Here is a 12367-nt window from a genome sequence, read left to right as displayed (position 1 = left end):
AAAAAAGGAGGTCCTATGAAGATCGTCAACGATGTCACCCAACTGATCGGCAATACGCCGCTGGTGCGGATCCGCAAGCTGGCTGCCGAGGCCGGCGCCGAGGTAGTCGCCAAGCTGGAGTTCTACAACCCGGCGCATAGCGTGAAGGACCGCATCGGCGTAGCGATGATCGATGCGGCGGAGCAGGCCGGGCTGATCAAGCCGGACACGATCATCGTCGAGCCGACCTCCGGCAATACCGGCATCGCGCTGGCAATGGTATGCGCCGCGCGCGGCTACCGCTGCGTGCTGACGATGCCGGAAACCATGAGCAAGGAACGGCGCATGCTGCTGCGCGCCTACGGCGCGGAACTGATCCTCACGCCGGGGCCGGAAGGCATGGCCGGCGCGATCAAGAAGGCGGAGGAACTGGTCGCGTCCGACCCGCGCTACCTGATGCCGCAGCAGTTCAAGAACGCGGCCAATCCGGAAATCCACCGCAAGACGACCGCCGAGGAAATCTGGCGCGATACCGACGGCAAGGTCGACATCCTGGTGTCGGGCATCGGCACCGGCGGCACCATTACCGGCGTGGGTGAAGTGATCAAGGCGCGCAAGCCATCCTTCCAGTGCATCGCGGTGGAGCCGGATGCGTCCCCGGTGCTGTCCGGCGGGCAGAAGGGTCCGCACCCGATCCAGGGCATCGGCGCCGGCTTCGTGCCGGACATCCTGAATACGAAGATCTACGATGAAGTGGTGCGCGTGAAGAACGAAGACGCGTTCGACTTCGCTCGCCGCGCCGCAAGCGAGGAAGGCCTGCTGGTCGGTATTTCGTCGGGCGCCGCGCTGTGGGCGGCGGCGCAGGTGGCGCGCCGGCCGGAGAACAAGGGCAAGCTGATCGTGACCATCATCCCGTCCTTCGGCGAACGCTACCTGAGCACGCCGCTGTTCGCGAACCTCGCGGATTAAAGCGTTGCAGGGTGCGCGCTAGCGCGCCAGGATCGATTGCGCGACCCGGCGCGCGCTCGGCAGAAAGCGCGCGATCGTGGTCAGCAGTTCATCCTCGGCGACCGGCTTGCCGAGGTAGGCGTCGCAACCGGCCCAGCTGCCGCGGAACTTGTCGAAGGCGGACGACTTGCTGCTCAGCATCACTACCGCCGTATCCTTCGTCGCGGCGCTGGACTTGATCCGCTTGCAGACCTGGTAGCCGTCCATGCCGGGCATCAGGATGTCGAGGAAGATGCAGGTGTAGTTCTTGGCCTGCGCCATGTCTACCGCCATCTCGCCGGTCTCCGCATAGTCGATATCGAAGCGAAAGGGCGCCAGCCGCGTGCGCATGAAGGCGCGCACCGTCGGGCTGTCGTCCACCACCAGCACCGACTCGTTACGCGGCTGCACCGGCGTAACCGGCCGCAGCGGCGGCAGGTTCCTGTCGGCGGCGCGGCGGCGGGTGCGGCCGTCCCAGGCAGGGCCGGCCGCCGGCGCGCGGCGTGCGCGCTCGCGCAATGCGACGCCCATCTGGCGGTCGAGCTGCTCGAACAGGCGCATCCAGTGGATCGGCCTGTGCACCACCGGCCACTCGCATGCCGCCGCGGCGTTTGCGATCACGACCGCCGGCGCATGCACGTTCGGCGCACGCGCGCGCAACTGCGCCATGCCGTCGGCGCTGTCTCCATTGACGAGGTAGATGTCGGCGCGCTCGCCCGGCGCAACCGCTTCGCCATAGCTGAAAGTGCGCCGCCCGGTGAGGCGGAAGGTGGAATGCAGCATGCTCTTTTCCGCTTCCGTGAAGCCGAGGATTTCGAGCACGAACCGGCGGCTGCCGGGCGAGGCGTTTTCAATGGAAATTGCCGTATTCATCGTCGCGAAGTCAATGACAGGGAATCGCCGCCGGAGCAGGATGCATTGGCGAAAATGATAACAGATGCCGGTCCATTCTATGGAGCATGTGTCAACGCTGCAACGACGCTTCGCGAGCGGGTTCGGGCCGTCGCCGTCGCGGTTTTCGCAAAACGCCGATAATGGCGGATCCGGATTTTCTTGTTGAGGCAGAGATGAGCGATTTTCGCAGTGATACCGTGACCCGTCCGACGGCAGCGATGAAGCAGGCAATGATCGATGCGCCGCTCGGCGACGACGTGTTCGGGGACGACCCGAGCGTCAACCGCCTGCAGCAGAGCGCGGCGGAGATGCTCGGCTTCGAGGCGGCGCTGTTTGCGCCGAGCGGCACCCAGACCAACCTGATCGCGCTGATGACGCATTGCCAGCGCGGCGAGGAAGCGATCGTCGGCCAGCAATGGCACACCTACCGCTGGGAAGCGGGCGGCATGGCGGTGCTCGGCTCGGTCCAGCCGCAGCCGCTGGAACACCAGTCCGACGGCAGCCTCGCGCTGGCCGACATTGAGGCGGCGATCAAGCCGGACGATCCGCATTTCGCGAAGACCCGGCTGGTGGTAATGGAAAACACCACCGGCGGCAAGGTGTTGCCGGCGGCGTACATGCAAAGCGTGAGCGCGCTCGCGAAGGCGCGCGGGTTGCGCTGCCATATCGACGGCGCGCGGCTGTTCAACGCGGCAGTGGCGCTGGCGCAGCAGGACGGCGGCGACCCGGTTGCATGCGCGCGCGACATCTGCGCCGGCTACGATTCGGTGTCGGTCTGCCTGTCGAAAGGACTGGGCGCGCCGGTCGGCTCGCTGCTGCTGGGGTCGAAGGATTTCATCCAGCAGGCACGCCGCATGCGCAAGATGCTCGGCGGCGGCATGCGGCAGGCAGGCGTGCTGGCGGCCGCCGGCCTGCATGCGCTGCAGCACCATGTGCACCGGCTGGCGGAGGATCATGCCAATGCCGCCGCGCTGTCGGCGGGCCTGGCGAAAACGGTCGCGTCCCATCCGAAACTGGAAGGCAAGGCGGTCGCGCATGCGGCGCAGACCAATATCGTGTTCTTCGACGTCGATGCCGGCATCGCCGATGCCTTCCTGCAGCATCTCGCCGCACGCGGCATCAAGGTGACCAGCAGCGCGCAGCGCGCGCAGGACCGTGCGATCCGGCGCATCCGCTGGGTCACGCACCTGGATGTGGACGCCGCCGACGTGGCACGCGCAATCGAGGCAGTCGCGGCGTTCTGACGCGCGGCGTGAGTGCAATTTAGCGGCGGCCCGCGGCCAGCCAGTCGCGCAGGCGTGCATACACCTGCGCATTGCACAAGAGGTCGAGGTGGCCGACGCCTTCCGCGACCCAGGTGTGCGACGTGGGAAACGCGAGCCGGCGCGCCGGCTCGTCGTGCCGCCCGAGCGCGCTGTCGACCGTCACCAGCCCGTCTCCGGCCTTGCCGCCGATGCCGCCCAGCCGCCCCGCGATCGCATAGCTGCGCGCCCGCGGCGGCAGCGCAAGCGGGCTGCGCAGGTCCGGCGCGCGCGCGAAGCGGTCCACCCCGTCCCAGTCCTCGTCGGTCAGATTGCCGTGGCGCAGGTCGGTAATGCCGGCGCTGCGCAGCATGCCGAGACCGGCCAGCGGCGCTGCATAGGGCAGCGCTTTCAAGGCGTTTTCAATCCAGTTGCCGATGCGCTCCAGCGGCGCGCCGTGATGCGGCGTGCCGAGGAACACGATGCCGGCGAGCCGCGCCGGCCAGTCGTGCCCCGCCTCGATGCCGTAGTGGCAGGCACTGCGCGCGACCAGGCCGCCCATGCTATGTCCGATGATCACCAGTTCCTCGACCGGCTGCGGCCACGCGGCGACCACCGCCTGCAGCCGTTCGGCAAACTCGCGGCCGTTGACCGAAATATGCCGGCCGCTGTTGTAATGCAGGTAAAGCGCGGTATAGCCGAGCTCGCGCGCAAGCGCGGCGCCGTGGCTGTGCCCGGCGCGCACCCACTGCAGGTCGTTCATGCACAGCCCGTGCACCAGCACCAGGAGGCGGCGGCCGGCATCGGGCAGCAGGGCGGGCAGGGCCGGCTGCTTGCAGCGGGGCAGGCGGCCGCCGGGCTGCAACTGCATCGGGATCGCCAGCGGGTTGCCGGTCGCCTTCAGGTAGTCGCCGAGCACGCCGTTTGCCGCCGCCAGCACCGCTTCGCGGCGCGGCGAGGTCGGTCGCTCGCCGAGCAGCGGGACAATCTGGCCCAGGACGGCATCGGCGGCCATGCCGGCGGTACGGGTAATGCCGCGCACCGAGCGGTACGCGAGGCCGGCGACGCCTTTGGTGCGGGCATGCGCGGCGGCGCCGATGAGCGGCACGCGCGCAATCGTGCCGTGCATGGATTCCACCATGTCGGTCAGGCCGAGTACGGCATCGGTGGCGAGGCGCGCGATTGCGCGGACGTCGGCGGGATGGACCGGGCTGTTTTTTCTCATCGGCATAACTCGTATCGTTCTTTCGATCGCACGGTAGCACGGACGCTACGCGGCGACGCTTCCCGCCGCGCCAAAACACATCACCGTTGATCAGGATTAAACGTCTTTCATTTCTTCCCGAAAATGTTTCCTGCCCGGTTGGCGATTTCTGCATGCCGCAGGAAAAGAATGGAACCGGGCAAGACATCTGAAGTCCTAAGCGCCTGTACGCAGAGCAATTTTGCGTTGCTGAAATTACTTCTCCTTGGCACTTTGGACAGGAATCAGATCGTGAAGACACTCCTCGCAGCGCTCGCCCTCTTCGCCGGCTTCATCTGTACGACCCACGCGCAATCACAGTCGGAAATCGGCATCAGCGGCCACGTCGGCACCACCGGTGTCGGCGCCCACATGAGCGTGCCGGTCGCACCCAACGTCAATGTGCGTCTCGGCCTCGGCTACCTCGGCTACAACTACAAGGGCAGCACGAACGGCCTTGCCTACGATCTCGACCTGAAAGCCAATACCTACGATGCGTTGATGGACTGGTATCCGACGCAGGGCAGCTCGTTCCGCGTGACCGGCGGCCTGACCTATAACGCCAACCGCATCAATGCGCGCGGGCGGCCGAATGCGGCCGGCCAGTACGTGATCCAGGGCCGCCTGTACAACGCGTCGGACATCGGCAGCGTGAACGGCAAGGTCGACTTCAACAAGGTCGCCCCCTACCTCGGCATCGGCTGGGGCAGGCAGTTGAAGGATGAAAAGGGCTGGTCATTCTCGACTGATATCGGCGTGCTGTTCCAGGGCTCGCCGAAGACCTCGCTGAGCACGAGCGGATGCAGCGCTCCGGCGGCGGTCTGCAATCAGTTTGCGTCCGACATTGCGCGCGAGAACGCCGCCTTCCAGAGCGAAGTGAAAAAGTTCAAGCTGTACCCGGTGCTGCGCATCGGCGTCAGCTACAAGTTCTGAGCCGCATAGGCGATCCCTATCGATTTCCTTGTTTAAATCAATTTGCTCTATAAAATGCGAATCATTACCATTTGAATCGTCAAACGCAAACAGGGAAACCGCCATGGTCACCGCCGCCAGAACCACCAGCCAGCTTCTCCTCCACATGGGCGTCGCGTTCGCGACGATGTATGTGGTGACCGGGTCGGTCGCGTTCGGCGGACTGGCGGCGATCCTCGAACCGGTCTGCAATGTGATCCTGTTGCCGTTGCATGACCGCGTCTGGGAGAGGATCCGCGCCCGGATCGAACACCGGTCCCCGGTGCCGGTTGCGGGACGCGCCTCGCGCCCACACCGCGCCGCGGCATAAGCAGTTGCTTATTGCTCCAGCAACGACCGCAACATCCACGCGGTCTTTTCATGCACCTGCATGCGCTGGGTCAACAGGTCGGCGGTCGGCTCGTCGCCGGCCTGGTCAACCGCCTTGAACATCATGCGGGCGGTCTTCACCACCGTTTCCTGATCCCGCACCAGCTGCCGGATCATCTCCTGCGCCGACGGCACGCCGTCCGGCTCCTTGATCGCGGTTAGCGCGCTGAACATCGAATACGTGCCCGGCGCCGGGCTGCCGAGCGCGCGAATGCGTTCGGCGATCAGGTCGACAGCATCGGCCAACTCCGTGTATTGCGTCTCGAACATCAGATGCAGCGTCTGGAACATCGGCCCGCTGACGTTCCAGTGAAAGTTATGCGTCTTCAGGTACAGCGTGTACGTGTCGGCGAGCAGGCGGGACAGGCCGTCGACGATGCCGCGCCGGTCCTGGTCGGAAATGCCAATGTCGATTTCCATAGTCACGACTCCATCCATGGTGGTTGTGGAAACCGTTAGATCGCGCGACCCGGGCAGCATCGAATGATGCAGATCAATGCTCATCGCAGTCATCCTGTTAAAAATTCTCCCATGCAACTAATTGCCTAGAAGATACTCTCCCCCTTACACTGTCGGCTTGTCGGTCCAGCAACTCCTGTGGCCGATTTTCCAACAGCGGGGAGAGCAGATTTGGGCGACGTCACACAATTACGCAGCACCGGAAACAGCAGCCAGCGGGTCGATCTGGTCATCGTTGCCGAAGGCTACACCGCCAACGAGCGCGCCAAGTTCCTGGCCGACGCAGAGCGGCTGATGAATTACATGTTCGAGGCGTCGGACCAGCGGCTCAACGATCCCTTCTCCGCCTACAAGAATTTCTTCAACGTCAACGCGCTGTTCGTCGCGTCCGCGCAATCCGGCGCCGACCGGCCGAACCAAGGCCTTTCCGTCGACACCTATTTCGACGCCTCGCATTACGGCGGCGACGAACGCCTGCTGTACGGCGACGAGTATGCGGTGCGCAGCTACGTGGCATCGAACGTGGGGTCCAAAGCCGATGAGCTGGTCATCGTGCTGGTCAATACCGACGTCTACGGCGGCGCCGGCGGCGGCATCGCGTGGGCGGCGGCCGGCAACCCGAGCAGCTTCGAAGTCGCGCTGCACGAGATCGGCCACAGCTTCGCCGGCCTGCAGGACGAATACGCCGACCCGTCGCTGGTATCGACCTTCCTGCTCACCGATTCCACCTTCCGCAGCAGCGTGCACGTCACCGATTCGACCTCGCGCATCCCGTGGTCGGCCTGGCTCGGCTACACCGACGAACTTGGCACCGTCGGCACCTACGAAGGCGGCTACTACCGCAGCGAGGGCGTGTGGCGCGCGACGCCGACGTCCAAGATGCTGCAGCTGGGCGTGCCGTTCAGCGCGCCCGAACGGGAAGCCTTCGTGCTCAAGTTCTACGAGGCGATGGGTGACTACGCCGGCATCAGCTCGCCGGTCGCCGGCATACTGAAGGCGGAAGTGCCGGACGCCGGGATGTTCCGGTTCGACTGGTCCTACGACGGCAAGACCGCAAGCGGCGCGGACGGCGCCTACCTCGACCTCGGCGCCGGAGCATCCTCGCTGTCAGGCATCGTGTCGCTGCGCACGACCGACGGCAGCGGCTACGTGCGCAGCGGGCTCGCATCGACTTCCGACAGCGTCAGCCAGTCGCTCGCACAGGCAGTCGCCAGTCCCGCGGAGCAAAAGCTGACCCTCAATTCAGCCGGCACCGTCTACCGTCTTTCCGCCGCCGACAACGAGATCACGCTCGGCAGCGGCGCTGCCGGGTGCTACATCGACGGCGGCGCCGGCAGCGACACGCTGGCGTGGAACGCGGCGATCGCCGGCACCCACAAGAACCGGCTTTCGACCGGCACCATCCTGGTGGAGCAGGGCGGGGCGCCGGCGCTGGCGCTGCGCAACATCGAAAAGATCCGGTTCAGCGACGCCTCGCTGGACCTGACGGTGAAGGACAAGGCTGCGACGATTTCGGCCGCCGACCTGACGGCGATCGAAGAACTCTACGTCGCCTACTTCAACCGCATTCCGGATGCCTCGGGCATCAGCTACTGGATCGACGCCTTCCGTTCCGGCCAGACGCTGGAGCAGATCGGCAATTCCTTCTATAGCGCGGCGGTGCTGCCGCAGTATGCGCCGCTGACCGGCTATTCGGCGACGATGACCAATGCCGACTTCGTCAGGACCGTGTACCGGAACGTGCTCGGCCGCGCCGAGGTGGACGACGCCGGCCTGAACTACTGGACCTCGGCGCTCGCCTCCGGCACCGAGACCCGCGGCTCGCTGGTCAAGACCATCCTGGCCTCCGCCCACACCTTCAAGAAGGACCCGGCCTACGGGCAGGTGGCCGACCTGCTCGACAACAAGCTGGCGCTGGCGCATTACGCGGCGGTGCAGAACGGGTTCGAGTATGTGGGGGATGCGGCGACGACTTATGGGAAGTATGTGGCGCTGACGGCGGCGGTTACCGCGACGGATACGGGGGCGGCGGTGGCGTTGATGGGGGTGACGGATTCGGCGTTTATGCTGTAGCCGCCGAGTGTCGTTCCCGGGCAGGCGGGAACCCATAGGGAGGTTATTGCGTATTCTCTCCGGTGATGCAACGCTGCCTGTTCTTCGTAGAGGCCTGCCGGGACTGGCGCCGGCGGGCCACTTACCTTTTTACTTCGCCCAGAAAGGTAAGCCAGAAAGACGCCCCTGTAGGTGTCAACCACACAGGTAACAAAAAAGTCTAATCACATGGGTTACACCTTCAAGTTCAGGTAACCGCGTTCCCCGCCTTTGCGTTCATTAAATCGGCCCAGTGCGACCGGGCCGAAATGCACCTGCCACACACCATCCCCAATCGCTTCTATTCCAGCCTGCTCGCCGGCGAGCAGGTTGCCGATATGGATTGTCAGGCTGCGCCAATAGACCGCACCGCTTCCGCGCACCTTTGCCAGGTCGAGCAGCTTGGATACTCCAGTTCCGGCAAGGCACCACGGAGCACAAACCGAATTGAATCTCCGAAGAGAACACCAAAGCCCCCGATTATCAACAACCAAGAAACAGTATCATTCCCAACAACCCATTTATCCCCCCCGCAGGCCGCAATACAATGACTTCGTCCTAACACGAACAGTCCCCGCACGAAGCATGAACGACCTCACCGCCACCCGCTGCAACAGCCTGCGCCTGCCCTCCATGGCGCGCGAAATGACGCAGGCATGGCATGCCTTCGAGCAGTTTGCGACCCGCCAGCTGCGCGAGCAGGGCCTCACGCCGGCCCAGTTTTCGGTGCTGTCGGCGCTGGCCGGCGAGGCGACGCTGTCGTGCAAGGCGCTGGGGGAACAGGCGTCCATCACCAAGGGCAGCCTGACCGGCGTCGTGGACCGGCTGGAACAGAAGGGCCTGGCGCGGCGCATGACGTCGCCGCAGGACCGCCGCTCCAGCACCGTCAACCTGACCGACGAAGGCCGGGCGACCTTCGAACGGGTGGCAAGCACGCATTTCGCCTGCCTGCAAAAGGCGTTCGAGGGCATCGATCAGGCCGAACTCGCGCATATCGAAGCCGGTCTTCGCCGCATTCGCCAACTTTTCAACCATGCATCTCGCTAAAGGAACCGCAACCATGACCATCACCCGCTCCCTCCTCGTCGCCGCCGGCCTCGCGCTGTCCGCATCCGCCTTCGCCAATGCGCCGGCAGGCAACTACAAGATCGATCCGTCCCACTCGGTCGCGTATTTCGAAGTCGGCCATGCCGGCGGCGTGTCCCGCTTCATGGGCCGCTTCAACGACATCGGCGGCGACCTCGTGGTCGATACGCCGGAGAAGAGCAAGGTCAAGGTCGACATCAAGACCGACAGCATCGACACCAAGCATGAAGGCCTGGACAAGCACCTGAAGAGCCCGGACTTCTTCAACGCGGTCCAGTTCCCGGTGATGAACTTCACCTCCACCGGCGTGACGCTGAACGCCGCCGGCGAAGGCACGCTGACCGGCAACCTCAGCCTGCACGGCGTGACCAAACCGGTCACCTTCAAGCTGAAGTTCATCGGCACCGGCCCCGGCATGAAGGGCGAAACCCGCGCTGGCTATGTCGCGACCTCGACCATCAAGCGCAGCGATTTCGGCATGAGCTACGGCGTGCCGAAGGCGGCAACCGACGAAGTCGACCTGCGCATCAACATCGAAGCGATCAAGCAGTAAGAACTGCCCGCGGGCGCTGCCCCACGGCGCCGCCCGCCGCCCCATCCTCCAGGAGCCCGCCATGCCCGATCCGTCCCTCTTCCTTCCGCTGGTGCTGCAAAGCGCCGTCGTGCCGTTCTGCGTGGCGCTGGCGGTCATGTTCGCGCTGCGCCGCGCGCTGTCGGGCGTCGCGCCCGCCGCGGCGCTGGCGGCAGCCTTCATCGCCGCCTACTTTGCCGTCTTCCACGCGCAATGGTCGCTGGTGCCGCACACCGCGCTCGACTGGATGCCGCATATCGCGCTGTTCGGCATGGCCGGCGCGCTCGCCGCGGAAAGCGCTCCCGGCGCGGCCGCGCGCGTGTTCGCGCGGCTGGTGATGGTGCTGGTGGCAGCAACCGTGATCGTCTGGCCGGCGCTGGCCAGCCTTGGCGCCGCGAAGGCGGTGCTGGTCACCGGCATCGCCGCTGTCCTGGTGACCGGCGCCTGGTCCTGGCTCGCGCAGGCGAGCATCAGCCGGCCCACGCCCGCTCCGCTGCTGATGGTGACCGCCGGCGGCAGCGCGCTGGTGCTGATGCTCGACGCCAGCGCGGCGCTCGGCCAGGCGACCGGCGCGCTCGCATCGGCGCTTGCCGCCTGCGTGCTGTTCAACCTGCCGCGCGCGCGGGCCGCCTTCTCCCCCGCGGCTTCCGGTGTCGCGGTGCTGTTGCTCGGGACGCTGCTGCTCAATGCCTGGCTGTATGCGGGCCTGTCGGCGGGGTATGTCGCATTGCTCGCCGGCGGCCTGCTGTCCGACCCGCTGGTGGCGACCGCCAACCGCATGCGCGGCCGCAGCGGCGGCGCCGGGTCCTGGATCACGGCCAGCGTGCTGACCGCGCTGCCGGTGCTGGCCACCGTCGCGTTCGCGGTCAAGACGATGCAGGAATCGGGCGGGTATTGAAAAGGAGCGTAGGTGCGGCGCGCCGCACCTACCACTCGCTCTTCAGATCGAAGGCTGCCGCGACAAAATCGACGAAGCTGCGCACCTTCGCCGGCAGATGCTTGCGGCTCGGGTAGACCGCATAGATCCCGAGCTCGTCCGCGCGGTACTCGCGCAAGACTTCCACCAGCCGTCCATCGCGCAAATCCCCGGCGCACAGGAAGGTCGGCTGGCGGATCAGGCCGACGCCGCCGAGCGCCGCCAGCCTCACCATATCGCCATTGCTGGCGCGCAGGCTTCCCGACACTTTCACGACGTGCACGCCGCCGGGCCCGGTCAGCTTCCATTCATCGCCAGCCGCCGCGTAGGTATAGAGCAGGCAGTTGTGGTGCGCGAGGTCGGCCGGCGTGCGCGGCGTACCGTACTGCTTGAAGTAGTCCGGCGCGCCGCAGATGACGACGCGGTCGGAAGCCAGCTTCTTTGCCACCAGCCCGGATTCCGTCAGCGCGCCGATCCGGATCGCCAGGTCCAGGCCTTCCTCCAGCAGGTCGACCCGGCGGTCGGTAAGCAGGATATCGACCTTCACTTCGGGATACTGCTTCATGTACTCCGACACCACCGGTCCCATGTGCAGGATGCCGAAGGATACCGGCATCGTCACGCGCAGCGTGCCGCGCGGGTTTTCATTCAGGTGCAGCGCGCCTTCCTCGGCTTCGCTGATGTCGGCGAGAATCTGCACACAGCGTTCGTAGTAGGCGCTGCCGGACTCGGTCAGGGTCAGCCTGCGCGTGGTGCGCTGGAGCAGGCGGGTGCCGAGATGCTCTTCCAGGTGGGCAACATATTTTGATGTCATCGCACGCGACATGTCGAGCCTGTCGGCGGCGGCGGCAAAACTGCCGGTGTCGACCACGGCGGTGAAAACCTTCATGCTGGTGAGCGTGTCCATGGGATAACGTCGGAAAAGTGCGTGCAGGCATCTTGCCATGGCCGGGTAGCGGCGGCAATGTGGTCGAGCGATCGTGCCGGTGCTATTCTCGCTGCATGGAAGCCATCGTCGCCCGCGGCCTTTGCATACGCCCGTTGCGCCTGCGCGATGCGGATGCGTTCGCGCTGGCGGTGCGCGAATCGGCGCTGACGGTCGGCCGCTGGCTGCCGTGGTGCCGCGCGGATTACAGCCGCAAGGATGCGCGCACCTGGATCGCGCAGTGCACGGTGCGGCTGCAGATGCGCGTGTCCTGCGACGTCGGCATCTTTTCCGAGGATGGCGAAATCTTTTACGGCGGCATCGCCGTCAACCAGATCGAACCGGCGCACAACATGGGAAACATCGGCTACTGGGTACGGCCGTCGATGCAGCGCCAGGGGATTGCGACGCGGGCGGCACGCACGATCGCCGAGAGTGCGTTCGACACGCTGAAGCTGACCCGCCTGGAGATCATCGCGGCAGAAGAAAACCGGGCCAGCCGCGCGGTCGCGGAAAAGCTCGGCGCCACCTTTGAATGCGTCGCGCGCAACCGGCTGGTGATCAAGGGGACGCCGGTGGCGGCGGCGGTGTATTCGCTGGTGCCGGGCGACCTCCGGGCCGATCCTTCATAGTG

General features: G+C 65.7%; 14 protein-coding genes. 9 read left to right on the top strand and 5 right to left on the bottom strand.

From position 1 onward, the window contains the following. Nucleotides 1–15 precede the first annotated feature (15 nt). Nucleotides 16–948, top strand: a complete 933-nt coding sequence (gene cysK / locus VEC01_RS16800; RefSeq protein ID WP_324902056.1) for a cysteine synthase A — start codon at nt 16–18, stop codon at nt 946–948. An 18-nt stretch (nt 949–966) separates the two neighbouring features. Here cysK and VEC01_RS16795 read toward each other — a convergent pair whose 3' ends face one another. Further along, nucleotides 967–1839 (bottom strand): response regulator, encoded by an 873-nt coding sequence (locus tag VEC01_RS16795; protein WP_324902055.1) that lies wholly within the window; start codon nt 1837–1839, stop codon nt 967–969. A gap of 194 nt (nt 1840–2033) precedes the next feature. Between VEC01_RS16795 and ltaE the strand changes: the two genes are divergently transcribed. Continuing rightward, nucleotides 2034–3104 carry a low-specificity L-threonine aldolase gene (gene ltaE, locus VEC01_RS16790; protein ID WP_324902054.1) on the top strand — a complete coding sequence of 357 codons (1071 nt, stop codon included), beginning with the start codon at nt 2034–2036 and terminating at the stop codon, nt 3102–3104. Nucleotides 3105–3123: 19 nt separating this feature from the next. On the opposite strand, the gene VEC01_RS16785 is transcribed toward ltaE, so the two are convergent. Continuing rightward, nucleotides 3124–4326, bottom strand: coding sequence for an alpha/beta hydrolase (locus tag VEC01_RS16785; protein WP_324902053.1), 1203 nt, complete (start codon nt 4324–4326; stop codon nt 3124–3126). 270 nt (nt 4327–4596) lie between these two features. On the opposite strand from VEC01_RS16785, the gene VEC01_RS16780 reads away from it, so the two are divergent. Both VEC01_RS16780 and VEC01_RS16775 read left to right on the top strand, forming a co-directional pair. Next, nucleotides 4597–5277: a hypothetical protein gene (locus VEC01_RS16780; RefSeq protein WP_324902052.1), complete on the top strand. Its 681-nt coding sequence runs from the start codon at nt 4597–4599 to the stop codon at nt 5275–5277. 103 nt (nt 5278–5380) lie between these two features. Then, nucleotides 5381–5626: a DUF2061 domain-containing protein gene (locus tag VEC01_RS16775; RefSeq protein WP_324902051.1), complete on the top strand. Its 246-nt coding sequence runs from the start codon at nt 5381–5383 to the stop codon at nt 5624–5626. A gap of 8 nt (nt 5627–5634) precedes the next feature. On the opposite strand, the gene VEC01_RS16770 is transcribed toward VEC01_RS16775, so the two are convergent. After that, nucleotides 5635–6123 carry a Dps family protein gene (locus VEC01_RS16770; RefSeq protein ID WP_324902109.1) on the bottom strand — a complete coding sequence of 163 codons (489 nt, stop codon included), beginning with the start codon at nt 6121–6123 and terminating at the stop codon, nt 5635–5637. A 192-nt stretch (nt 6124–6315) separates the two neighbouring features. Here VEC01_RS16770 and VEC01_RS16765 point away from each other — a divergent pair, with 192 nt between their 5' ends. Beyond that, complete coding sequence (locus VEC01_RS16765) at nt 6316–8217, top strand: M64 family metallopeptidase (protein WP_324902050.1); 1902 nt, start codon at nt 6316–6318, stop codon at nt 8215–8217. Nucleotides 8218–8429: 212 nt separating this feature from the next. Here VEC01_RS16765 and VEC01_RS16760 read toward each other — a convergent pair whose 3' ends face one another. Continuing rightward, a complete protein-coding gene (locus VEC01_RS16760) occupies nt 8430–8729 on the bottom strand; it encodes a hypothetical protein (RefSeq protein ID WP_324902049.1) in 300 nt (99 codons plus the stop codon). Nucleotides 8730–8820: 91 nt separating this feature from the next. On the opposite strand from VEC01_RS16760, the gene VEC01_RS16755 reads away from it, so the two are divergent. The 3 genes from VEC01_RS16755 (at nt 8821) to VEC01_RS16745 (ending at nt 10790) form a co-directional block, all read left to right on the top strand. Further along, nucleotides 8821–9282 (top strand): MarR family transcriptional regulator, encoded by a 462-nt coding sequence (locus VEC01_RS16755; protein ID WP_324902048.1) that lies wholly within the window; start codon nt 8821–8823, stop codon nt 9280–9282. A gap of 13 nt (nt 9283–9295) precedes the next feature. Further along, nucleotides 9296–9874, top strand: a complete 579-nt coding sequence (locus tag VEC01_RS16750) for a YceI family protein (protein WP_324902047.1) — start codon at nt 9296–9298, stop codon at nt 9872–9874. 61 nt (nt 9875–9935) lie between these two features. Next, nucleotides 9936–10790 carry a hypothetical protein gene (locus tag VEC01_RS16745; protein WP_324902046.1) on the top strand — a complete coding sequence of 285 codons (855 nt, stop codon included), beginning with the start codon at nt 9936–9938 and terminating at the stop codon, nt 10788–10790. A 28-nt stretch (nt 10791–10818) separates the two neighbouring features. Here the strand turns inward: VEC01_RS16745 and VEC01_RS16740 are convergent, their stop codons facing one another. Continuing rightward, nucleotides 10819–11715, bottom strand: coding sequence for a LysR family transcriptional regulator (locus VEC01_RS16740; protein ID WP_324902045.1), 897 nt, complete (start codon nt 11713–11715; stop codon nt 10819–10821). A 95-nt stretch (nt 11716–11810) separates the two neighbouring features. On the opposite strand from VEC01_RS16740, the gene VEC01_RS16735 reads away from it, so the two are divergent. Then, nucleotides 11811–12365 (top strand): GNAT family protein, encoded by a 555-nt coding sequence (locus tag VEC01_RS16735; protein ID WP_324902044.1) that lies wholly within the window; start codon nt 11811–11813, stop codon nt 12363–12365. Nucleotides 12366–12367: the final 2 nt, after the last annotated feature.

The sequence above is a fragment of the Noviherbaspirillum sp. genome (genome assembly GCF_035627455.1).
Taxonomy (GTDB): domain Bacteria; phylum Pseudomonadota; class Gammaproteobacteria; order Burkholderiales; family Burkholderiaceae_D; genus Noviherbaspirillum.
The sequence above is the reverse complement of the archived record's forward strand: the minus strand, read 5'-3'. Positions and strand labels throughout refer to the sequence as shown.